Source organism: Enterococcus sp. AZ050, from assembly GCF_051715085.1.
Taxonomy (GTDB): Bacteria; Bacillota; Bacilli; order Lactobacillales; family Enterococcaceae; genus Enterococcus; species Enterococcus faecalis.
In genome coordinates, this window is the sequence record NZ_JBIOTC010000001.1 from 1,829,927 (window position 1) to 1,853,574 (window position 23,648).

Annotated in this window: 22 protein-coding genes and 1 other annotated feature; of the genes, 17 read left to right on the forward strand and 5 right to left on the reverse strand. The window is 39.0% G+C overall.

The genetic code is table 11. From position 1 onward, the window contains the following. The first annotated feature begins 189 nt into the window (after positions 1-189). Positions 190-2,781, forward strand: a complete 2,592-nt coding sequence (gene mprF / locus IGJ04_RS08845) for a bifunctional lysylphosphatidylglycerol flippase/synthetase MprF (protein WP_002407592.1) — start codon at positions 190-192, stop codon at positions 2,779-2,781. Positions 2,782-2,817: 36 nt separating this feature from the next. Here mprF and IGJ04_RS08850 read toward each other — a convergent pair whose 3' ends face one another. The 3 genes from IGJ04_RS08850 to IGJ04_RS08860 all read right to left on the reverse strand — a co-directional run bounded on the left by IGJ04_RS08850 (position 2,818) and on the right by IGJ04_RS08860 (position 6,963). Further along, entirely contained in the window at positions 2,818-5,433 is a 2,616-nt protein-coding gene (locus IGJ04_RS08850) for a YfhO family protein (protein ID WP_438840128.1), read from the reverse strand. Between the two features lie 545 nt (positions 5,434-5,978). Next, on the reverse strand, positions 5,979-6,488 hold the full coding sequence (locus IGJ04_RS08855) for a ClbS/DfsB family four-helix bundle protein (protein ID WP_033626085.1): 510 nt from the start codon (positions 6,486-6,488) through the stop codon (positions 5,979-5,981). A gap of 7 nt (positions 6,489-6,495) precedes the next feature. After that, entirely contained in the window at positions 6,496-6,963 is a 468-nt protein-coding gene (locus IGJ04_RS08860) for a VOC family protein (protein WP_002364587.1), read from the reverse strand. Between the two features lie 64 nt (positions 6,964-7,027). Here IGJ04_RS08860 and IGJ04_RS08865 point away from each other — a divergent pair, with 64 nt between their 5' ends. Next, entirely contained in the window at positions 7,028-7,975 is a 948-nt protein-coding gene (locus tag IGJ04_RS08865) for a helix-turn-helix transcriptional regulator (RefSeq protein ID WP_002385468.1), read from the forward strand. Positions 7,976-8,066: 91 nt separating this feature from the next. On the opposite strand, the gene IGJ04_RS08870 is transcribed toward IGJ04_RS08865, so the two are convergent. Further along, positions 8,067-9,320: a glutamate-5-semialdehyde dehydrogenase gene (locus tag IGJ04_RS08870; RefSeq protein WP_002385467.1), complete on the reverse strand. Its 1,254-nt coding sequence runs from the start codon at positions 9,318-9,320 to the stop codon at positions 8,067-8,069. After that, a complete protein-coding gene (proB, locus tag IGJ04_RS08875; RefSeq protein ID WP_002389550.1) occupies positions 9,307-10,122 on the reverse strand; it encodes a glutamate 5-kinase in 816 nt (271 codons plus the stop codon). Before proB ends, IGJ04_RS08870 begins: the two co-directional genes overlap by 14 nt. A gap of 319 nt (positions 10,123-10,441) precedes the next feature. On the opposite strand from proB, the gene IGJ04_RS08880 reads away from it, so the two are divergent. From IGJ04_RS08880 to IGJ04_RS08950, 15 genes are all read left to right on the forward strand, one after another. Beyond that, positions 10,442-10,927: a dUTP diphosphatase gene (locus tag IGJ04_RS08880; RefSeq protein WP_002361472.1), complete on the forward strand. Its 486-nt coding sequence runs from the start codon at positions 10,442-10,444 to the stop codon at positions 10,925-10,927. 78 nt (positions 10,928-11,005) lie between these two features. Further along, positions 11,006-12,376: a DNA repair protein RadA gene (gene radA / locus IGJ04_RS08885; protein ID WP_002356050.1), complete on the forward strand. Its 1,371-nt coding sequence runs from the start codon at positions 11,006-11,008 to the stop codon at positions 12,374-12,376. Between the two features lie 100 nt (positions 12,377-12,476). Next, the gene (locus tag IGJ04_RS08890; protein WP_002368622.1) at positions 12,477-13,622 is read left to right on the forward strand and encodes a PIN/TRAM domain-containing protein; all 1,146 of its coding nucleotides are present in this window, start codon (positions 12,477-12,479) and stop codon (positions 13,620-13,622) included. An 18-nt stretch (positions 13,623-13,640) separates the two neighbouring features. Next, a complete protein-coding gene (ispF, locus tag IGJ04_RS08895) occupies positions 13,641-14,114 on the forward strand; it encodes a 2-C-methyl-D-erythritol 2,4-cyclodiphosphate synthase (RefSeq protein WP_002367570.1) in 474 nt (157 codons plus the stop codon). Between the two features lie 52 nt (positions 14,115-14,166). Beyond that, entirely contained in the window at positions 14,167-15,624 is a 1,458-nt protein-coding gene (gene gltX / locus IGJ04_RS08900) for a glutamate--tRNA ligase (protein WP_438840129.1), read from the forward strand. Beyond that, positions 15,623-15,829: a binding site (T-box leader), on the forward strand. It overlaps the preceding gene by 2 nt. Positions 15,830-15,893: 64 nt before the next feature. Continuing rightward, positions 15,894-16,433, forward strand: a complete 540-nt coding sequence (epsC, locus tag IGJ04_RS08905) for a serine O-acetyltransferase EpsC (protein WP_002389718.1) — start codon at positions 15,894-15,896, stop codon at positions 16,431-16,433. Next, the gene (gene cysS, locus IGJ04_RS08910) at positions 16,426-17,838 is read left to right on the forward strand and encodes a cysteine--tRNA ligase (protein ID WP_002370606.1); all 1,413 of its coding nucleotides are present in this window, start codon (positions 16,426-16,428) and stop codon (positions 17,836-17,838) included. The genes epsC and cysS overlap by 8 nt, the downstream gene beginning before the upstream one ends. Continuing rightward, on the forward strand, positions 17,835-18,233 hold the full coding sequence (locus IGJ04_RS08915) for a Mini-ribonuclease 3 (RefSeq protein ID WP_002356056.1): 399 nt from the start codon (positions 17,835-17,837) through the stop codon (positions 18,231-18,233). The genes cysS and IGJ04_RS08915 overlap by 4 nt, the downstream gene beginning before the upstream one ends. After that, on the forward strand, positions 18,223-19,080 hold the full coding sequence (gene rlmB / locus IGJ04_RS08920; protein ID WP_002356057.1) for a 23S rRNA (guanosine(2251)-2'-O)-methyltransferase RlmB: 858 nt from the start codon (positions 18,223-18,225) through the stop codon (positions 19,078-19,080). Before IGJ04_RS08915 ends, rlmB begins: the two co-directional genes overlap by 11 nt. Positions 19,081-19,094: 14 nt before the next feature. After that, positions 19,095-19,625 carry an NYN domain-containing protein gene (locus IGJ04_RS08925; RefSeq protein ID WP_002356058.1) on the forward strand — a complete coding sequence of 177 codons (531 nt, stop codon included), beginning with the start codon at positions 19,095-19,097 and terminating at the stop codon, positions 19,623-19,625. 85 nt (positions 19,626-19,710) lie between these two features. Beyond that, entirely contained in the window at positions 19,711-20,277 is a 567-nt protein-coding gene (locus IGJ04_RS08930) for a sigma-70 family RNA polymerase sigma factor (protein ID WP_002356059.1), read from the forward strand. A gap of 57 nt (positions 20,278-20,334) precedes the next feature. Continuing rightward, on the forward strand, positions 20,335-20,637 hold the full coding sequence (locus IGJ04_RS08935; RefSeq protein WP_002419437.1) for a Veg family protein: 303 nt from the start codon (positions 20,335-20,337) through the stop codon (positions 20,635-20,637). Positions 20,638-20,817: 180 nt separating this feature from the next. Next, entirely contained in the window at positions 20,818-21,669 is an 852-nt protein-coding gene (ispE, locus tag IGJ04_RS08940; RefSeq protein ID WP_002379846.1) for a 4-(cytidine 5'-diphospho)-2-C-methyl-D-erythritol kinase, read from the forward strand. A 166-nt stretch (positions 21,670-21,835) separates the two neighbouring features. Further along, the gene (locus IGJ04_RS08945) at positions 21,836-22,789 is read left to right on the forward strand and encodes a metal ABC transporter substrate-binding protein (protein ID WP_002367576.1); all 954 of its coding nucleotides are present in this window, start codon (positions 21,836-21,838) and stop codon (positions 22,787-22,789) included. Positions 22,790-22,814: 25 nt separating this feature from the next. Then, a complete protein-coding gene (locus IGJ04_RS08950) occupies positions 22,815-23,507 on the forward strand; it encodes a metal ABC transporter ATP-binding protein (RefSeq protein ID WP_002356064.1) in 693 nt (230 codons plus the stop codon). The last annotated feature ends 141 nt before the right edge of the window (positions 23,508-23,648 follow it).

The following is a 23,648-nucleotide window of genomic DNA, read 5'->3' on the forward strand; positions in this document are numbered from 1 at the left end:
ATACAGTTAAAAGAGTGAGAAAAAAATCGTCTTAGATTTTTTTCTCACTCTTTTTTTTCAATAAAACAATACGATTCAGCCAAAATGTCTAGCCGTGCTGGAAAATTTTCAGCAAATAGGCTACCATGGAAGAAAATCGATAAAACGAAAGTTAAATGAATAGAAAAGAGATATGAAAGAGGCTATAAGATGAAAAAAAATATTAGCCAACTAACGCAGTGGTTGAAAGAACACAGTTTATTATTGAAACTAATTTTTCTTGGTTCTGTATTAGTTTTCGTGGCTAACCAAGTGACACATATCGCTCAAGGCATGACCTGGGCGGATATTTTTTCCACGATGGAACAACAAAGTACGGGGCGTTTAATTGGTATGGTCTTGGCAGGACTATTAGGGGTTATTCCGATGCTCCTTTATGACTATGTAGTCGTTAAATTATTGGAAAAAGAAGGTAAGCCACCAATGAAACGAATGGATTGGTTAACTTCGGCTTGGGTCACCAATACCATTAATAACTTAGCGGGTTTTGGCGGCGTGGTTGGTGCAACGCTACGGATTAATTTTTACGGAAAAGATGTACCACGGGGCAAGGTTGTAGCAACGGTCTCAAAAGTTGCTCTGTTCTTGATTTCAGGGTTATCTATTTTATCTTTTGTGGCGTTTGTTGATTTATTTTTTATTCGAACCCAAAATGTTTTTCGTGAATATTGGGTTTGGTTATTATTGGGCAGCCTGATTGCGCCAGCGCTCTGGTTTTTCACGTATTTAAAACGGCGAACATTGTTTAAAACATTTTTTCCAAAAGCGGTGCTCCTATTATTCGGCGCTTCATTAGGTCAATGGCTAGGTGGGATGTTTGCTTTCTTAATGATAGGTCGTTTGATGCAGGTACCAGTTTCGATGGTTTCTGTTTATCCAATGTTTGTTATCGCTACGTTAATCGGGATGTTAACCATGGTTCCTGGTGGTATGGGAACGTTTGATGTCTTAATGATTTTGGGCTTATCACAATTAGGGATTGATCGATCACAAGCGGTCGTCTGGTTGTTGTATTATCGTTTGTTTTATTATGTGACGCCTTTTATGACAGGAGTTATTTTGTTCTTGCAACAAGCAGGCATGAAAGTTAATCAATTTTTTGATAATTTACCTCGGTTATTTTCACAAAAAGTGGCGCATTTTATTTTGGTGGCGGCGTTATATTTTGCAGGAATTATGATGGTTCTATTGTCGACTGTGACGAATTTGTCAAATGTCAGTCGTTTATTCCAAGTGTTACTTCCCTTTTCTTTTAATTTTTTAGATCAGACATTGAATTTATTTGTAGGATTCTTGTTATTAGGTTTAGCTCGAGGCATTTCTATGAAAGTGAAAAAAGCTTATTGGCCTACAATTATTTTACTAGGATTTTGTATTGTAAATACGGTGGCACGAACGACTTCGTGGCAGTTGATTACTGTTTATGCTGTTATTTTATTGGCGGTTATTTTGGCTCGTAAAGAATTTTATCGTGAAAAGTTTGTTTATTCATGGGGCGCTTTAACGGTAGATAGTATTTTGTTTGGCTGCTTGTTTATCGGTTATGCGGTTGCTGGCTATTACGCCGCACGACCAGCTGGTGGCAATCAAGTTATCAATCACTTTTTGTTGTTCCCGTCAGATGATGTTTGGTTTAACGGATTGATTGGATTAAGTATTTCCTTGATTGGTTTGTTCTTTTTGTATCAATATTTAGCCGAAACAACTGTTACTTTAGGTGAGGGATTTGAGGAAGCGCGGTTGACACGCTTTTTGGAAAAATTTGGTGGCAACGAAGGCAGTCAATTTTTGTATTTAAAGGATTATGGTCATTTTTATTACCAAGAAGAAGGCGAAGATCAAGTACTTTTTGGGTTTCAAATGAAGTTTAATAAATGCTTTGTCTTGGCGGATCCAATTGGGCAACGAGAGAAATGGACAGCGGCGACACTGGCGTTTATGGATCAAGCTGATTTGTTAGGCTATCAATTAGTTTTTTATCGTATTTCGGAAGAATATGTTATGAATCTTCACGATTGCGGCTTTGAATTTATGAAAGTTGGGGAAGAAGGCTTGATTCAATTTGATGAGCCGTCAACAGTGAATCAAACAGCCTGGACGGAAACAGTGACTGAAAAAATAGCAGCAGAAGCAGCGGATTTTCAGTTTGAATTTTATCCCGAAACGATTAGTGATGCCTTATATCAAGAGTTAGAACGAGTTTCTGCGGACTGGTCACGGAATCAAAAAGAGCGCTACTTTATTGGTGGACGGTTGGATCCCGAGTACTTGAAATGCAGTAGCGTGGGCTTGGTGAGACAGAAACAAACGGTCATCGGTTTCATTACGGGAAAAGAAATGGAAAAAGGCAAAAGTATTTCGTATGATTTGTTACGTATTCGTTCAGAAGCACCTGCTTTTACTAGAGAATATTTGTTCACTCATTTTATTGAAACCTATCAACAGCAGGGCTATCAATTAATTGATATTGGGATGGCGCCGTTGGCTAACGTAGGGGAGAGCAAGTACTCTTTCTTAAAAGAACGCTTTGTTAATATTTTTTACAAGTATAGTTATCAAATTTATGCGTTTCAAGATACACGCAAGCGCAAAGAACAATATGTCACTAGTTGGCAACCACGTTATTTTGCTTATCCTAAGCGGACCAGTGTCCTCTTTGCTTTTGTGCAACTTTCCTTGTTGATTACGAAAGGAAGACATCAAAGTGTTTCGCTTGTGGAAGAAGCAATGACTGAAATTTAAAAAAATCACGCGATGACTTAGCCATCGCGTGATTTTTTATTTGTCTTCTTTTTTACGGTTTCGTCTAGCAGGAATCAAGGTTACGTATGCAACGAAACCACCAGTACATAGAACGAATAACACGATGCCAGGAATCAATCCTTCTGGTAAATAAGAGAACTGAATAGTATGGGTTCCAGCGCTGACAGGAACGCTTAGAAAGGCATCTTTAAAGGCTTTTGGGGTAACTTTTTTGCCGTCAATTTTGACACGCCAACCTTTGTCATAAGGAATTGTAGTGACGAGTACTTGATCTTTGTCGGCGGTAAAGGTACCTGAAGCAGAGCGGTTGCCAGTGGTTAAATCAACGCCTTTTTCTTGCACGGCGGAAATGGCTTTTTCAAATGCATTGGTATTTAAGCCAACCACTTGCGGCTGAACAAAACTTACTGCTTTGGTTCCATAAAAACTTACTTTGAAGTTAACAGTTGTATCTTTGGGATAGTAGCCTAAATTATAATATTGGCCAGTAATGCCAATTTGTGATTGCTGACTTGAGCCGTTCACGGTGACCGTCGCAGTGGAACTTTCCAATTGAGCAAAATCCGTTGGGAATAAACTCAAATAAGCTTGCGTATTGGCGGGCACATTGACTGTATAAGAAATCTCTTTGGCTACGTTATGTTGTTTCTCCGTAAAAGTTACGCCAGCTGTATTTTGCGTAATTGTCACGTTATTTTGAAGCGTCATCGTTGGTTGATAAAAGGTAAAATACCGTTCATTGGTATTGGCTAAAGCATTTAGTAAATTTGTTTGACTACCTAAATTATCATTGAGAGGTTGCCGGACATTGTAAATCTCTTTGTCTGCTAAAAATCCTAACGGCAAAGCATTTTCGTTACGATAAAGCTGATATTTACCAGCAGCTGCTTGTCGCTCAAAGCCGAATTTCATTGGATTGTTTTCAGCAATATTGTATTTAATGCCCATCAAAGCATCCATTAACAAGGTATTATTTTGGTAACGAATATTTAAATTCGTGCCTCGTGAGCGGAAACCTAAGGCGTTTAGGTATGTTGAAGAATGTCGGTTCCGTACGGAAGAAAACATGCTAATGCCACTGTAGCCATAGTTAATGCCGTCATTGGCCGAAACACCATTTAAATTTTCCAAGCGGTAAAAGGTATCATTTTCTTTTTTTGTTTGATCGACTAGATTTTTTAAGTCAGGATAAGGCTCAGAATACAAGCTGCGTGATGCGTAGTTCCAATCATCTAAAATACCAGTGACCATCGCCCGTGTATTAATGATTGCTTCACCAGAAACGAGCAGCAATAACAAAATCACTAAGTATTGCATAGGCGCTTTTTTCAATTGATAAAAAGCAATTCCGAAAAAGTATAATAGTAAAAAAGTTGCCGTTAATACGAAAGAGGTTAAAGTCACATACGTATAACTAGTAGCACCTTTTGTGCCCATTGCAAGAGCAAAAATTGCTAAAAGAATCAAAATCAAGCCGCTTAAGACGCCGAGATCATCCTTTTCAAATTTTTCCCAACCATAACCAGCAAGCAAAATAACTAGGAATGAAAAGAGGAAACTATAGCGGAAAAGAAACATGTTCGGCGCATGCATACCGTGCCAGAATAAATTTAAGGGCGTGATGTAAAAGCTAGCAATCAATAGGACAAACAAACTGCCAAAAAGTAGTTTGTTTTTCAATGGAATTTCTTTCGTAACGAAATAGAAGAGACAAAAAATCAAAGGCAACAACCCAATGTAAATAAAAGGAATGGACCCATATTTGGTTGTATCGTAAACGCCAATCATATTTTTCATAATAATATCTAAAAAGGCAGTCGCTTCTGTTTTAAAGGTTGTAATTTCAGAAAGAGTTTCACCATTGGTTCGTAAATCTAAGACAGCAGGTAAGACCATAATCATGGATGCTCCACCAGCTAAAAGAGAAGTAGTAAAATATGCAACGATTCGAGATTTATATCGTTGCCAGTCTGTAAACGTTCGTGCAAAATAGTACAGGAAGGAAAACAACCCAATCATAAAGCCAAAATAATAATTTGTAATGAAAAGCAAGAAATAACTGACAAACAATAATGTCGGTTTTCGTTGGTCCATTAAACGATGAATTCCTAAAATTACGAGTGGCAGATAAATAAAGGCATCCAGCCACATAATTAATTCTGAATGGGCCACAATGAAGGACATTAGCGCATAAGATACACTTAAAGTCACATGGGACCATTTAGGAATCTTAAAGGTTTGTTTTGCCAAGAACCAAAAACTCAAGCCAGCACTCCCAATTTTCAACAACGTTAGGAAATAGAGCGCATCAGGCATGTTTTGATTGTTAAAGAAAAAGACGAGCGGCGTAAATAAGCCACCAAGATAATAGGAAATTAAGGACAAGTAGTTTAGTCCCAAAGAAGCATTCCACGTATAGAAAAGACTTTGTTTTCCATGAAGAACATTGTTAAAGCTTGCGTGAAAATTTGAAAATTGAGAAAAGGCATCGCTGGCTAAAACACTGCGACTACTTCCTGGATAAATCCCAATACTCAAATAGATAATTGCCATAATTAAAAATGGAATGAAGAAACTGGCTAACATATAAGGCCAGTTGTTTTTTAAAAACTGCCTACTTTTATTTTTCATAAATAACCTCACCTGATTTTTCGAAAGTACCTATAGTTTATCATACTCTTTATTTGATGTACCAATAGAAGAAAAACTTTAAAATTTTATTAGGATCCTAAGGGTGGAGTGAAGAAGAATTAGTAGTAAGAGATTAACATTCAAATGCTAAATCACCAGATTAAAACAACGAATATTCTCCGAAAAATTGCTGAAAACACCCTGTGGATAACTTTGTGCATAACTCTGTTGAAAACCACAAAAAAGCTTTTTATCTCGGTTTATCCACAAGGATAAGTTTTCGAGTTGCTAAAAAAAATAGACGCAAGTTCAGAAGGCCTGCTTGCTAAAAGTAAAGGAATCCCTAAAGTTGAAAGAAGATGGAAACGTTATTAAAACAACGTTTTCATCTTCTTTTTTCTAGAATTTACAAAGATTTAATGTCGAACAAATAAGCACTGTGGAAAAGTTTTTTGGAAAAAATAGGAAATTTCATCCACAAAGTTTTCTGTGGAGAATTTAAAAAATGCTTGTCAAGCTTTTTTTGAAAAAATGTGGATAACTTTTTAAAGACACGCTTTTTTCCATTTGCGAATTTGCGTTCGGAAACTAGTAAAAGGGGCAACGCTATTAATGTGAATCCATTTCCAAAGAGGCCATTGTGCTTTGGTAGTCGCCCAAGCCCGTTGTTGAGGTAAAAATAATTCGTCTTCGGAAAGCGAGTCAATCCAATGAAGTAATTTTTCTAAGATGTCTTGCAACGCAATCAGCTGACTTTCTAAACTCATTTGTCCATAGGTTTGATAAAATGATTGATAGAGATCGCCCAGTTGATTCCATTTATAACCTTCAGCTGGCGTTTGAACGGTCAGACCACGTTGTTCTTGTTCTTCCCAAGAAAGCAGCAAGTTGAGCCAGCCTAATTGATAGGCTAAGTTCTCTGAAGGTGTTTTAGCTACTGTTTCAATTCGGTGATCTTTAAGTGTTTCAGGAATTTCTGCAAATTCAGCTAAATATTTTTGTGAAGCTATTTGAATGGCCTCAATCAAGGCTTCTTTTGATTCATAGGTTCGCATTCTTCGGCTAACGTCCTTTCTTGGTAGGATCTGCTTGTTTTTCTTGAGTAATTTGAGTGACTAAACCAAAAGGATCTTTCACAATCGCATAAAATGTTGCAAATTCATTTTCAATTGGTTCTTGGATAATACAGGATTCGGGATGGCGCGTGAGTTTTTCAAAAATTGTTTTGGCAGAGTGACGGCTATTGACGGTTAAGCTGAGGGTCAATTGTTCTGTGGGCGTGGTATTCATTCCTGCAAACAAAGGATTATCAGCTAGTTGTAATTGAAAAGTGTCCATTTGTAAAATCGAGTGAGAAAGCCAGTGTTCTTCGCCAGCGGGAATGGTCAAAGAAGGATTTAAACGCTCTTTAAATTCTTGATTAGTAATTTTAAAAAGAATATCACCAGCAAAGGCTTCTTGGTAAAACGTCAAGGCTTCCGTTGCTCGTCCGTTTAAGACCATAAAAAGGGCAAATTGTGTGTTTTTCATTGTTTGAACCTCCTAAGATTGATAAGATAAGCATAACAATAAAAGGTGTCAAAAAGTGACACCGATGGAGGGGAAAATGAAAAAATCAGAACGTTTAAATCAGGAACTTTTTTTCTTGAGAACCCATCCTCAGTTTAATTTAAATCAGTTAATGAAAACTTTTGGGATTTCTAAAAGCACAGCTTTGCGGGATATTGAAGCTTTGGAAAATTTAGGCGTGCCGCTATATGTGGAGAATGGTCGTTATGGTGGCTATCGAGTTTTAAACAAACCGTTGTTGCCGCCGATTTATTTTAACGAAAATGAAGTGTTAGCGATCTTTTTTTCGTTACAATTACTGAAATTAGTCGCAGAGTCACCGTTTGGTCATTCCTATCAGCAAATTCAGCAAAAATTATTGCATTCTTTAGATGAACCAACCCAATTTAAAATCAGTCAAATGAGTAAGGTCGTCTATTACGAAGGAATTGAACAAGTAGAAGCACCAGGCAATTTAGAGCAGCTGTTTCATTGTATTTTGGCGCAACAAGTAATTCAGTTTAACTATACCAGATATGAAGCAACAACGAAAAAAATCTTACCAACCCGGTTAACTATTTTAGAAGGGTATTGGTATTGTTCAGGCTATGATGTGACTAAAAAGGCTTGGCGTACTTACCGCTGTGATTTTATGGAGGCTATTCAGCAGTTAAACCAAACACTGGATTTTACGACTGAAGAACTGAAAGAATCGTATCGCCATCAACAAACGACAGCACGTACGATTCCATTTAAAGCAATCATTACAGAAAAAGGCAAAGAATTTTTTTATAAACATCGCTTTGACAATATTCAGTTGGAAGAAACGCCCACGCAGTGTTTTTTAGTTGGACAGATTCATCCAACAGAAACACAATTTTTAGCCAACTATTTTATGGGCTTTGGTGAAGAAGTGACAATTTTAGAGCCAGTCCAAGTGAAACAAGCATATGTAGAAAGTATAATGAGGATTCAAAAAAAATATCAAGAATAGATTGTGGAACTGTGAACAATCTCATGTGTAAAAATGCACATTGGAGAAGAGAAAGAAAAACCCTTGATCTTTAAATCAAGGGTTTTTCTTTCTAAGAACGTGCTTGCCCATTTCCATAAATAACATATTTTGTCGAAGTAAGCTCTGCTAAGCCCATAGGTCCACGGGCATGTAGTTTTTGCGTACTAATGCCGATTTCGGCGCCAAATCCAAATTCAAAACCGTCCGTGAAACGAGTTGAAGCATTCGCATAAACAGCGGCTGCATCCACTTGTTGTAAAAATTGTTGTGTGGCAAAGTAATTATCACTAATAATACTTTCAGAATGTTTTGTATTGTAGCGATTAATATGCTGGATGGCTTCGTCCAAAGAATCAACGACTTTCACTGCTAAGATAAAGTCGAGAAATTCCGTTTCCCAATCTTGTTCAGTCGCTGGAATGGCTTCTTCAAAAATTGCTAACGCACGTTCATCTGCCCGAAGTTCCACGTGAAACTCCTTCAAGGCTTTTTCAATTGTTGGTAAAAAGGCTTCAGCCACCTCTTGATGAATTAATAACGTTTCGGCGGCGTTACAGACAGAAGGACGTTGACATTTAGCATTGACAATAATTTCAGTTGCCATTGTTAACTGGGCGTCTTTGTCCACGTAAATATGACAATTGCCTGTGCCCGTTTCAATAACAGGAACAGTGGCTGTTGTCAAAACAGTTTTGATTAAGTTGGCGCCGCCACGCGGAATGAGGACATCCAAGTAGTCATTTAAGCGCATAAGTTGTTGGGCTGTTTCTCTAGAAGTATCATCAACAAATTGAATGAGATGGGGAGAAACGGCTTCTTGTATTAGCGCTTCTTGTAAAATTGTCACCAATATCTGATTGGAGTGAAACGCTTCTTTTCCGCCTCGAAGAATAACAGCATTTCCTGATTTGAAACAAAGGCTAGCGGCATCTGTTGTCACGTTTGGCCGCGATTCATAAATGATTCCAATAACACCTAAAGGCACGCGTTGTTGCCCAATTAACAGCCCCGCTTCATTGCGCCACATTTTATCTACTTCCCCAATTGGATCGGGTAAAGTAGCGACTTGGCGTATGCCCTCGGCCATCGCTGTGATCCGTTCTTCTGTTAAACGTAAGCGGTCTTGCATTGTTTCAGAAATTCCGTGGGTAGCGGCTTGCTCTAAATCTAATGCGTTTGCTTGTAAAATGCGGGGCGCATTGGCTTCAATGGCTGCGGCCATTTTGTTTAACAAAGTATTTTTTTGACGAGTATCCATCAAGCCTAGCGTATAAGAGGCTTCTTTAGCTTGTTGCCCTAGTTGCTTTAAATCAGTCACTTTCATGCCCTCCTTTAATAAATAACGTACCGATATCTTTTCCTTCTAAAATTTCAAAAATGATTTTTGGCTGCTTTCCGTTTGCTAAAATCATCGCCTGTTGATTAGCTAACACACGTTCAGCAGCTTTTAATTTACTAGACATCCCACCAGTGCCAAAGCGGCTCCCCTTACCACCGGCTAATTGGAACAAGTCTTCATTAATTTCATTGATTTCAGAAAATAACGTGGCTTCTTTGTTGACAGTAGGGTTATCTGAAAAGAAACCATCAATATCTGATAACATAACTAACAAGTCAGCTTGAACAATTTGGCAGACAATGGCAGACAATTGATCGTTATCCCCGAACTTGGTTAAGTGATCCAATTCTTCAATTGCGACAGTATCATTTTCATTGACGATAGGAATAATATTCATTTTTAACAGTTGTTCAAAAGTATTGGTAACATTATTGCGACTTTCAGGATATTCAATAACATCACGAGTTAATAAAACTTGTGCCATTTGTTGGCTATAGGTTGAAAACCGCTGATTATAAATGTTCATTAATTCTGCTTGGCCGACTGCAGCGACTGCCTGTTGTTCGGGAATTGTCGTTGGGCGTACAGATAGATTTAATTTATTCAGTCCGACACCAATTGCGCCAGAAGAAACTAAAATAATTTCTTTGCCTTGGTTGCTTAAATCACTCAAAGTAAAGGCTAATTGATCAATTGCTTTTAAGTTAATATTGCCATTGGGATAAATCAGAGAACTGGTTCCGACTTTGATCACAATTCGTTTGGCCTGTTGGAGTTTGTTTCTCATAAGTGCCTCGTTTCTTTTTACAGTAAAATTTGACACTCATTATAACAAAATCAGCGGCTACTAGAAAGTGCTAAATAATGAATAGTAAAGAAAGTTTAATGAAAGTGTGAACTTTTTGAGGGAATCTTGGGACTTTTTGGGATTTGGTCTGTTTATTTTAAGAGAAGATGATAGACTAAAAGAAGGAAAATAAACAAAAATTCTCCTCTTTTTTGCGTAGTCTAGATTAACTGGGCTTTTAGAAATGAGAAACTTACTAAAAACAACCAGAGTATCAGAGATTATGGTAAAATAGGAGTAGTTTAGACAGTAGGGGAGAATGAATATGAAACAACGTGGTTTTGAGATTATTTCTAAGTATCAAGAAGAGGGCTTGAGTGTCCCACAACGAGCAACAAAAGGTGCCGCGGGGTATGATTTTCAAGCAGCCGAAACGGTCGTTGTACCAAGTCTTTGGAAGTTACAACAAGCTGGAGAAAATCCCAAACCAATTTTAGTTAAAACAGGAATTAAGGCGTATATGCCTGATTCTGAATATTTAGAATTGGTGAGTCGTTCTTCGAACCCGCTAAAACGGTTCCTACTTTTAGCGAATGGTGTCGGAGTCATTGACAGTGATTATTATAATAACGAGAATAACGAAGGACATATCATGTTCCAATTTTTAAACTTTGGATATGAAGATGTTGTCATTGAAAAAGGTGAACGAATTGGCCAAGGGATTTTTAAACCGTTTTTATTAGCGGATGATGACCAAGTCGAGGCAGAAAGAACGGGCGGTTTTGGTTCGTCTGGACAAAAATAAAGCCTATTTTTTCAGTAGGCAACGTTATTCAAACCATTTAATAAATGTTAAAATAAACAACAGATAAGGAGATTCTACATGGCAAAAAAAGCAAAAGTTCAATTTGAATGTCAAAGCTGTGGGTATGTGTCTCCAAAATATCTCGGCCGCTGTCCTAATTGTGGACAATGGAATTCGATGGTGGAAGAGGTTATTCAAGATACTTCTGATCGTCGTGCTAGAGTAAGTTTGACTGGTAAAAAGACACAACCACAACGGCTATCTGAAGTCGTACCTAAAAAAGAGCCTCGTGTAAAAACTGAATTAGTGGAGCTGAATCGGGTTTTAGGTGGTGGCGTTGTTCCAGGTTCGTTAGTTTTAATCGGTGGCGATCCCGGAATAGGTAAGTCAACATTGCTCTTACAAGTATCGCAACAATTAGCAGCCACAGGTGGCACGGTTTTATATGTTTCTGGTGAAGAAAGTGCTGAGCAAATTAAATTACGAGCGGAGCGTCTAGGCACCGTCAACGAGACATTTTACTTATACGCAGAAACAGATATGCACGAAATATCACGAGCCATTGAAAAATTAGAACCAGACTATGTCATTATTGACTCGATTCAAACAATGACGCAGCCAGATGTTACCAGCGTTGCTGGTAGTGTCAGTCAAGTCCGAGAAACAACTGCCGAATTATTGAAACTGGCAAAAACGAATGGGATTGCCATTTTTATTGTCGGACACGTAACGAAGGAAGGGTCTATCGCAGGGCCACGGATGTTGGAACATATGGTAGACACGGTTCTTTATTTTGAAGGAGATAAGCATCACACCTTTAGAATCTTACGGGCTGTCAAAAATCGGTTTGGCTCAACGAATGAGATTGGTATTTTTGAAATGCAGACACATGGATTGGTTGAAGTTATGAATCCTTCTCAGGTCTTTTTAGAAGAACGTTTAGAAGGAGCCACCGGATCTTCAATTGTGGTAGCAATGGAAGGTTCACGCCCCATTTTGGTGGAAATCCAAGCGTTAGTTACCCCAACGATGTTTGGCAATGCCAAGCGAACGACCACCGGGTTGGACTTTAATCGCGTTTCTTTAATCATGGCGGTTTTAGAAAAACGGGCAGGCCTTTTATTACAAAACCAGGATGCGTATCTAAAAGCGGCTGGTGGAGTCAAAATTAATGAACCAGCTATTGATTTAGCGTTAGCAATCAGTATTGCTTCTAGCTATAAAGAAAAAGGAACCTCATCTTCAGAATGTTTCATTGGTGAGATTGGTTTAACTGGTGAAATTCGCCGCGTGAATAGTATTGAACAACGAGTGCGTGAAGCGCAAAAACTAGGCTTTACAAAAGTCTATGTCCCTAAAAATAACCTTGGTGGCTGGGAAGCGCCTGAAGGGATTGAAATTATTGGCGTTTCAACAATTGGTGAAACGTTAAGAAAAGTTTTTAAATAATGAAAGTAGAAATAATCCGTTTAGGTTGTTGGTGGCGTATGATTTTTATACGCCCCACAACACTAGACGTCTTTATTAAATAAACGAGGAGGATGGCTATATGCAAAAACGAATCATCACGTTGCTGATGATCATTGCTGGTGCAAGTTTAGGAATTTCTCTTTTCCCAATGGCTTGGGAAATGGCTAAGCAAGGCAATAACAGTTGGTTAAACAATAACTTTACGAACGGATTAATCGGTGCAATTATTTTCTTTATTTTATCTTTAGGGTTAGCAAAGTATATTGTTTCCGCTGTCAAAAAAATCGAAGCAGCTTTAAATGAAATGAGTTTAACCTATTTATTATTTGGAAGTATTGGTGCCATCATTGGTTTAACAATTGGCGTCATTATCTCCATTCCAATGTACAACTTACAAATTCCTGTCGTGAATAGTTTACTACCAATTCTAGTTATGATTATTCTGGGTTACTTAGGTTTCCGAATGGGAACAACACGGATTGAGGAGTGGAAAAAAGTTTTCACACCTCGCCAAAAGAAAGCAAATACGGAAGACACCGAAGGACAAATGTTGGAACGTAAAGTGGAAGACAACTTCCATAAATACAAAATTTTAGACACCAGTGTCATCATTGATGGCAGAATCTACGATATCGCTAAAACAGGCTTTTTAGAAGGTGTTTTGCTCATCCCTAACTTTGTTTTATATGAATTACAATACATTGCTGATTCTGGAGACAGTTTAAAACGGGTGAGAGGTCGTCGTGGCTTAGATATTTTAAATGCTTTACAAAAAGAAGAAGGTATCTCTGTTGAGATGTATGACGGAGATTTCGAGGATATCTCTGAAGTAGACAGTAAATTAATCAAATTAGCAAAATTATTAGATGGCGTGGTTGTGACCAATGACTACAACTTAAATAAAGTCTCTGAATTTCAAAATGTGCCTGTTTTAAACATTAATGCTTTAGCTAATGCTGTGAAACCAGTGGTGATTCCAGGTGAAACGATGAATGTGATGGTTGTAAAAGCCGGAACAGAGCGTCAACAAGGGGTCGCTTACTTAGATGATGGCACAATGGTTGTGGTAGAAGATGGCCAGCATTACATGAACGAGCAAATCGAAGTGGTCGTCACAAGTGCTTTACAAACCGCAGCTGGGCGTATGATTTTTGCCAAACCGGCGCACGCGGGTCGCGGGATTAATGATCGCAAGGATAACCATCCTAAAAACGATAAAAATTAAGCAAAGTGAGGACTTAGTATGATTCGAATCGGTCAAGGTTTTGATGTTCATCAATTAGTTCCGCAACGACCTTTAATTATTGGTGGGGTTACTCTACCTTATGAAAAAGGTCTGTTAGGTCACTCAGATGCCGATGTTTTAACACATGCAATTATTGATGCAATCCTTGGTGCCGCTGGTTTGGGTGATATTGGGCAACTGTTTCCCGAAACCGATCCGCAGTTCAAAAATGCGAATTCTGTAAACTTATTAAAAAAAGTAAATGAAAAAGTTGGGCGGTCGGGCTTTACTATTGGCAATATTGATTGTACAATTTTAGCGGAAGAGCCAAAGATGAGCCCATACTTGGCAGAGATGAAAAAGAATCTAGCCGCGAGTTGCCACTTAGCGGTCACACAAGTGAACATTAAGGCAACGACCATGGAAACGATGGGCTTTGTTGGTAAAAAAGAAGGAATCGGCGCAATTGCCGTTGCTTTATTGGAAAAATAACTGAAAACGACGTTAAACCGTCTGTTTTTAAAAAATGGAAAGAGGAATGAACATGACGAAAGTTCGTGTGCGTTACGCACCAAGTCCAACTGGACACTTGCACATTGGGAATGCAAGAACAGCATTATTTAACTACTTATTTGCCCGCCATAATGACGGAGAATTTATCATTCGTATCGAGGATACCGACCAAAAACGGAACATCGAAGACGGCGAGAAAAGTCAGTTGGAAAACTTAGCATGGTTAGGGATGGAATGGGATGAATCACCTGCTCATCCGGGAGAATATGGTCCATATCGTCAATCAGAACGTAAAGAAATTTACCAACCATTGATTGATCAATTATTAAGTAGCAATCGTGCGTATAAGTGTTATTGTACGCCAGAAGAATTAGAAGCAGAACGTGAAGCACAACAAGCTCGTGGGGAAATGCCTCACTACGCAGGCACTTGTGCGAATTTAACACCTTCTGAACAAGCAGCCAAAGAAGCGGCTGGTCTAGAACCAGTGATTCGTTTCCGTGTGCCACGTAATACAGAATACAAGTTTGATGACATCGTGAAAGGTGAAATTACTTTTGAGTCAGATAACATTGGTGGCGATTTTGTCATCCAAAAACGCGATGGGATGCCAACGTATAACTTTGCCGTTGCAGTAGATGATCACTTAATGAAAATTTCTCACGTTTTACGTGGCGATGATCACATTGCGAACACACCAAAACAATTAATGATTTACGAAGCGTTTGAATGGACACCACCTGTCTTTGGCCATATGACCTTAATCATTAATTCAGAAACTGGCAAAAAATTGAGCAAACGTGATGAAACAATTTTACAATTTATTGAACAATACCGTGAATTAGGTTACTTACCAGAAGCCATGTTCAACTTTATTGCTTTACTAGGATGGTCTCCTGTTGGCGAAGAAGAAATCTTCTCACAAGAAGACTTGATTAAATTGTTTGATGAACAACGCTTAAGCAAGTCACCAGCGGCCTTTGATGCGAAAAAATTAGAATGGATTAACAATCAATACATGAAACAAATGGACTTAGGTGAACTAACAGATATGTGTATTCATTATTTAGTCGCTGACGGTCGTGTTGAAGAAAATCCATCTCCTGAAAAAATCGAATGGTTAAAACAATTAGTTAGTTTGTATCAACCACAAATGAGTTATGCAGCTGAAATTGTGGAACTATCAAACTTGTTCTTTAATGAACATCCAGTTTTAGATGATGCTGCGAAAGAATTCTTGCAAGGAGAAACAGTGCCAACTGTGTTACATGCGTTTAAAGAACAATTAGAAGCCTTGGACGTTTTCGATGTACCAAGTATTAAAGCAGCGATTAAAGCCGTCCAAAAAGAAACCGGCGTTAAAGGCAAAAACTTGTTTATGCCAATTCGAATTGCTGTTTCTGGACAAATGCATGGTCCTGAATTAGGCGAAACTATCGAATTATTAGGCAAAGAAAAAGCATTAGATCATTTAAATAAAGTGTTATAAAAACACAAAGAATAGAAGAAGTAGACAATCAGATGGATTTCAGAGACGCTGTGGGTGGTGAGAACAGCGAGCATCTTTTGTCGAAATGCATCTATGAGTGGCTTTGGTGAAAAAAGTAACCGAAGACGTCGGCAGGCGTTAACTGTATCGAGGCAAGAGCTAGTTCTTGTGAAGAAAAGTGGAACCACGCATGGGCGTCTTTTAAGCAACGTTTTTTTGTTGCTTAAAAGACGTTTTTTATTTTTGTATAGTAGAAAGGAGTTCATCCTATGAGTTGGTTGAAACGTAGCGTCGCAGCTGTTAAAAGAAACGATCCTGCAGCGCGGACCACACTAGAAGTTCTTTTAACGTATCCTGGCTTGCACGCCCTGTTTTGGCATCGCTTGTCTCATTTCTTATATAGGCATCAGTTGTTTTTGTTGGCGAAGATTCATGCACAATTTTGGCGTTTCATAACGGGCGTAGAAATTCATCCCGGAGCCACAATTGGAGAGGGAGTTTTTATCGATCACGGCATGGGCATTGTGATTGGAGAAACCGCGGAAATAGAAGAAGATGTTGTTTTGTTTCACGGAGTGACGTTAGGTGGGACCGGTCGTGATACGGGTAAACGCCATCCAACAGTGAAAAAAGGAGCGATGATTTCGGCACGAGCTCAAATTTTAGGGCCAGTTGTGATTGGTGAACGTTCAAAAATTGGTGCGGGTGCTGTTGTTATTTCAGACATCCCAGCAGATGCCACAGCTGTGGGTGTTCCTGCGAAAGTCGTTCGTCTAAATGGAAGAAAGGTGGAAAAAGGGCATGATTAAAATTTATAATACATTGACCAGAGAAAAAGAAGTATTTACGCCAATTGAGGCGCATAAAGTTCGGATGTATGTCTGCGGACCAACCGTGTATAACTATATCCATATCGGTAATGCGCGCAGTGCGATCGCCTTTGATACGATTCGTCGTTATTTTGAATATCGTGGGTATGAAGTGAATTATGTCTCGAACTTTACAGATGTCGATGATAAAATTATCAAGGCAGCTAAAGAATTGAAAATTACTGCGCCGGAAGTGGCGGAGCGTTTTATCAAAGCCTTTGAAGAAGACACGCAAGCATTGAATGTCCAACCAGCAACGTTACATCCTCGGGTGATGGACCACATGCCTGATATCTTAGCTTTCATCGACGTTTTAATTGAAAAAGGTTTTGCTTATGAGGTCGCAGGTGATGTGTATTATCGCACCCGTAAATTCCCTAATTATGGTAAATTAAGCCATCAATCGATTGATGAATTAGAAGTGGGGGCAAGTCAACGAACTGGCGTTGAACAACAATTAAAAGAAGACCCATTGGATTTTGCTCTTTGGAAAAGTGCCAAAGAAGATGAAATTTCTTGGGATTCTCCTTGGGGTAAAGGACGTCCCGGCTGGCATATTGAATGCTCTGTCATGGCGACAAAACACTTGGGAGAGACGATTGATATTCATGGCGGTGGACAAGATTTAGAATTTCCACATCATGAGAATGAAATTGCACAGAGCGAAGCCAAAACAGGCCATACCTTTGCCAATTACTGGATGCATAACGGCTATGTCACAATTGGTGAAGACGATGAAAAAATGAGCAAATCCCTAGGTAACTTCATTACTGTTCATGAAATGATTCAAAAAGTGGATCCGCAAATTTTACGTTTCTTTATGTCCACCACCCAGTACCGTCGCCCGATTCGTTATAGCGAAAGCACTCTAAAAGAGGCAGCAGCCAATTATCAAAAATTGAAAAATGCGTTTGAAAATTTACGTTTTAGACAAGCAGATGCGGTCGCAAGTTTGCCAGAGGATGAACACTATTTGGCTCAATTAAACGAATTAGAACAACGTTTTATTACGGAAATGGACGATGATTTCAATGCAGCTAACGGGATTACGGTCGTTTATGAATTAGCGAAGATGATGAATCAGTACAGTGAACAAGCGACAGTTTCGGAACCAGTTCTAGTGGCGATGGATAAGCTTTTCAGTGGCTGGTTAGCTATTTTTGGTTTATTCTTTAAAAACGAAGAATTAGTGGATGCACAAGTCGATGCGTTAATTGAAGAACGGAACCAAGCACGGAAAGACCGTGATTTTGCCCGAAGTGATGAAATCCGCGATTTATTAAAAGAACAAGGCATTGTTTTAGAAGATACTCCGCAAGGAACGAGATGGAGAAGAAGTGAATGAGAGATTACAAACAATTAAACGGTTTAGCTTTGGCCTATGTTGGCGATGCGATTTATGAAATTTACATTCGTGATTATTTAGTTTCCTTAGGACAAACGAAACCGAATGTTTTGCATCGCATGGCGACGCACTACGTGTCAGCAAAAGCCCAAGCAAGCTTAATGCAAGCGATGTTAGCGGGAGAAATGCTAACGGAGGAAGAAGAAGTGATGTACAAACGCGGTCGGAATGCTAAAAGTCACACATTTGCCAAAAATGCTGATGTGACGACCTATCGGGTAGCGACCGGTTTCGAATCCTTGATGGGTTATTTACATTTAACACAACAAAAAGAACGTTTAGAAGAATTAATTAACTGGTGTATCAAGAAAGTAGGTGAAACCAATGAAAAATGAAAAATCTCGTCCTTTTAAAAAAGGTAAGAAACGTCCAGAACGTTCAGATAAGCGTTCAAAAGAACGGAACCCACGACCAGCGACAGCAGGTGCTGATGGAACCTCAGAAGAGCTAGCAGATAACTTTGTCTTTGGTTTCCATGCCACTGTTGAGGCGTTGCAGCAAGGACGCGGGAATAAATTGTTTTTACAAGAAGATGCTCGTGGCGAGAAAATTGAGCAATTAAAACAAGCAGCGAAAGAACAGGCTGTTCCAGTTAAATGGGTGCCTAAAGCAAAATTAGATACGATGAGTGATCACGGCGTGCATCAAGGCATGGTTTTAGCAATCACGGCGTATCAATATTTAACTTTAGAAGAATTATTGGAACAAACAAAAGAAAAGACAGAAACACCATTTTTCCTAATTTTAGACAGTCTAGAGGACCCACATAACTTTGGCTCAATTTTGCGAACAGCTGATGCGACAGGCGTGGACGGTATTATCATTCCGAAACATCGTGCAGTGGGAATTACACCAACCGTAACCAAAGCGTCAACAGGGGCCGTGGAACATATTCCAGTGGCTCGTGTAACGAATCTAGCGCAAAGTATTGCAACGCTAAAAGAGAATCAATTTTGGATTTTTGGTACAGATATGTCTGGGACGGATTATCGTCGCTGGAATACACAAGGCGCAATTGCCTTAATCATCGGAAATGAAGGTCGTGGCATGAGTCAAGGTCTTCATAAAGAAGTGGATGAATTATTAACGATTCCAATGACTGGACACGTTCAAAGCTTAAACGCTGGTGTGGCTGCAGGCTTGCTAATGTATGAAGTCTATCGTGGCCGCAACCCATTATAGAAGCAGGCGATTGTATGAAAAAACAATTGTTAATCGTTGATGGCTATAATATGATTGGTGCTTGGCCAGAATTGGTCCAGTTGAAAAAGCAAGAGCGTTTAGAGGATGCGCGTGAACTGCTTCTTAGTCGTCTGTCCAATTATGCCAAATATGAAGGGTTGGAAATCATTGTGGTCTTTGATGCCCAACTAGTCCCAGGCATTCAGCAAACGTACAAAAAGTACCTTTTGACCGTGGTTTTCACCAAAGAAGATGAAACAGCAGATAGTTATATTGAACGTCTAGCTGGTGAAAAAAATGATCGTTTAACGCAAGTAACAGTCGCAACGAGTGATTTGGCTGAACAATGGGTGGTCTTTTCACAAGGTGCATTGCGGACTTCGGCCAATGAACTTTACAAAGCTGTCCAGAAAACAGAAAAGACGATTGCCATTCATGCAACGGATATCCATTTCCAGCAATTTCGTCGAAATTCTCCATGGAACGTGGAGCAGTTATCAAAACTTTCTGAGAAGCTAGAAGAATTGTCTCAAAAAAAAGATTAAACAAATGTTCGCTTAAGTCATAAATTTCTAACATGCTATGCTCTCCTAAATCATTCGATACGTTTATCGAAAAGGAGGGCTTTTTATGTTAGAACAGATTCAACAAGCATTAGCAGGAGACCAAGAACAATTTCAAGCCTTATATGGGCAATATCAGCCAGTGATTTATAAGTGCATGAAAAAATACTATTTAAAAGATTATGATACTGAAGACTGGCTTCAAGAAGGACGAATTGTCTTCTTTCGGACGTTAGAACGATTTGATTCAGAAAAACAAGCATCATTGGGAAAGTTTTTTAAACGAAATTTTGAAAATCACGTACATAGCTTAATTCGCCATCAATGCGCCTATAAGAGGCGAACAGATACCTTGTCTATTTCCCTGGAACAACGCTTAGAAAGCGCTGGTGAAGAGTTAGTGGACTATTTAGGGACAGCGGCTACCGACCCATTAGGTCAATTAATGATTCAAGAAAAATTGGCAGCTTTTCCGACACGTCTTTCCTCGTTGGAACAACAAATTTTAAACGCATACTTAAAAGGCTACACGTTAGAAGAAATCGCTAAAGTGCGTGGGGGAACTTTTTCAGCTGTCCGAAGTGCCTATGATCGTGCCAAAGCAAAAATGAAATATACATTAGAAAATGAATAAAAATTCGACAAAACAGCTGGTTTGTCGAGCAAAAGTAGTTGCAAACAGACTTCTAGTATGATAAACTTGAAATTTTTAAAAAAAAGTGATATAATGTTTCTCGAGGTGAATGCAATGCCAACAACGTTATCGTCAATTAAGAAAGATTTGGAAGGCCGTATCGGCAGTGAAATTATGTTAGTTGCTCAGACTGGAAGAAAGCGCCAAACAGAACGTAAAGGAATCTTAACGGAGACTTATCCATCTGTTTTTGTTGTTGACTTGGATCCAGACGAGAACTCATTTGAACGTGTATCTTATAGCTATTCAGATGTTTTAACACGCACCGTTGAAATCGAATTCATCGGTCAAGCCGTATAATTTAGAAAGTCCGCTTAGGAGTGAAGGAAGAGCCCTTCGTTCCTAAGCTCTTTTTAATTTCAACCATCTGTCGTCAGAGAAAGAGCAATCTTCGGTGTACTTCTTCATGGACATATGATAGAATCTAAAAGATTAAAATGTTGGTAGACAAAAGATTAAGGAAGGTGAATCAGGGAACCGATGGAAATAATCGAACGAGCTCCTGCGAAAATTAATCTTGGGTTAGATGTTCTGCATAAACGTGTGGATGGCTATCATGAAGTTGAATCTATTTTTGCAAGTGTAGATTTAGCCGATCATTTAACTTTTGAAAATCTAGAAGAAGACATCATTCGTATTGAAACGGACAGCTCTTTTTTACCCGTGGATCGACGGAATCATGTCTATCAAGCAGTTGACTTATTAAAGCGTACCTATAATATTCATAAAGGAATTAAAATATATATTGAAAAACGTATCCCCGTGGCAGCTGGTTTAGCAGGGGGGAGCAGTGACTGTGCCGCAGCATTACGAGGCTTGAACAAACTGTGGAATCTGGGGTTGACGATGGACGAACTCTGTGAAATTGGCAGCCAAATTGGTATGGATGTTCCTTATTGTTTAAGGGGCGGAACAGCCTTTGCAAACGGACGTGGGGAGAAAATTGAAACATTACCGACCATGCCTCAATGTTGGATTGTGTTAGTTAAACCAAGAATTAGTGTATCCACTAGTACCGTTTTTAATGATTTAGCGGTAGATGAATTGCACCATCCAGATATTGCTGGACTAAGAATAGCCATCGAAAATGGTGATTATACTGGGATGACCCAAACGGTCGGCAATGCGTTGGAAAGTGTCACGATTGCCAGACATCCGATCGTGCAACAAATCAAGGATCGCATGCTGAAGTACGGCGCTGATGCAGCGTTGATGAGCGGCAGTGGACCGACAGTCTTTGCTTTATGTGAAAAGAAAACACGAGCACAACGGATTTATAATGGACTCAAAGGCTTTTGCGAAGAAGTTTATTTGGTTCGGACATTGAAATAAATAAAAACAACAGAGCGTGGAGCAAAAACCCAAAGTGATTTTTGTCCCACGCTCTGTTGTTTTTTTAAATTTATTCCTTGACGTCCCGTGATCCATTTGGTACATTATTCCTGGCAAATCGTAAATATTACGGTTTATAATAGGTAAATCGAAAAGAGGACAGAACATGACGAAAATCTACCGCCGTTTGATAATCGGCGTTACTTTAGCAATCAGTGCTTTTCTTTTAGCTAGTTGTGGGCAAACCACACAATCGCCAAAAGAGAAGAAAGAGCTCACGGTAATGACTACTTTTTATCCGATGTACGATTTCGCAAAACAAGTCGTTGGTGATGAGGGAGAGGTTGAGCTGTTGATTCCAGCTGGAACGGAACCACACGATTATGAACCAAGCGCAAAAGACTTAGCGAAAATTACTGATGCGGATGTCTTTGTTTATAATAGTAAAGAGCTAGAAACTTGGGTTCCGAATGTTATTGAAAACTTGGACACGAAAAAAGTTTCAATCGTGGAAGCCAGTCAATCCATTCAATTGATGCAAGGAACAGAAGAGGAAGAATCTGGCGAAGAAGGTCATGAAGGCCATAACCATTCCCACGAACTGGATCCGCATGTCTGGTTAGATCCCGTGTTAGCGCAAAAAGAAGTAACAGCGATTCGGGATGCGCTTATCAAAAAATATCCTGAGAAAAAAGCCGTATTTGAAAAAAATACCGCTGCTTATTTGGAAAAATTGACTGCGCTAGATAAGGAATACCAAGCTGCATTTGCAGGCGCTAAAAATCGGACCTTTGTGACGCAACATGCTGCATTTGGCTATTTGGCAAAACAATATGGTTTGACCCAAGAACCGATTGCTGGGATTTCTCCAGACCAAGAACCTTCGCCAAGTCGTTTAGCCGAATTAAAAAAATATATTAAAACAAACAATGTTTCTGTGATCTATTTTGAAGCATCGGCTTCTACAAAAGTAGCCAAAACATTGGCAGACGAGACAGGCGTCGAATTAGCTGTATTGAATCCTTTAGAGAGTTTAACTCAAAAAGAACAAGAAGCAGGCGAGAACTACGTGTCTGTCATGAAAGAAAACCTCGCTGCTTTACAAAAAAGCATTCATTAATCTGGCAACAGAAAGGAGCCAACTTATGCATTATATTGAAGTCGAAAATTTAACCTTCTATTATGATGATGAACCTGTTTTAGAAGATGTTTCTTATTATGTTGATCCAGGGGAATTCGTTATTTTAACAGGAGAAAATGGCGCTGCCAAGTCAACGCTGATCAAAAGTACCTTAGGGTTATTAAAACCAACAAGTGGCAAAATTACGGTCGCTAAAAAAAATAGTGCTGGTGAAAAAATCAGCATTGGCTACATTCCACAACAAGTCGCTTCTTTCAATGCGGGCTTTCCTAGCACCGTCATTGAATTAGTACGTTCAGGTCGTTTTCCCAGAAATCGTTGGTTCAAACCGTTGACGAAAAAAGATCATCTTCATGTGGAAAAAGCTTTGAAATCAGTGGACATGTGGGAAATGCGCCACAAACGAATTGGCGAGCTTTCTGGCGGGCAAAAGCAACGAATTAGTTTAGCACGAGTGTTTGCGACCGATCCAGATTTGTTTATTTTAGATGAGCCAACAACAGGTATGGATGAACAATCGCGAAACGAATTTTATCAATTGTTGCAACACAGTGCGCATGAACATGGAAAAGCTATTTTGATGATTACGCATGATCATGAAGATATCAAAACCTATGTAGATCGTCAAATTCGTCTTGTCCGCAAAGAAGATTCGAAATGGCGTTGCTTCCATATGAGTGAAGAATCGTATACGTAAATTTTCCAATAAAACGTTATCTGGCTCGATCATAACGAAAGCCAAGGAACGGCTTAAAGAAATGTTGGGAAAATTTAAAAAATAAGCAGGAATTAAAAAATTAATTCGCTTAAACGTCGCTACAATGGTAGTGTTCATTTT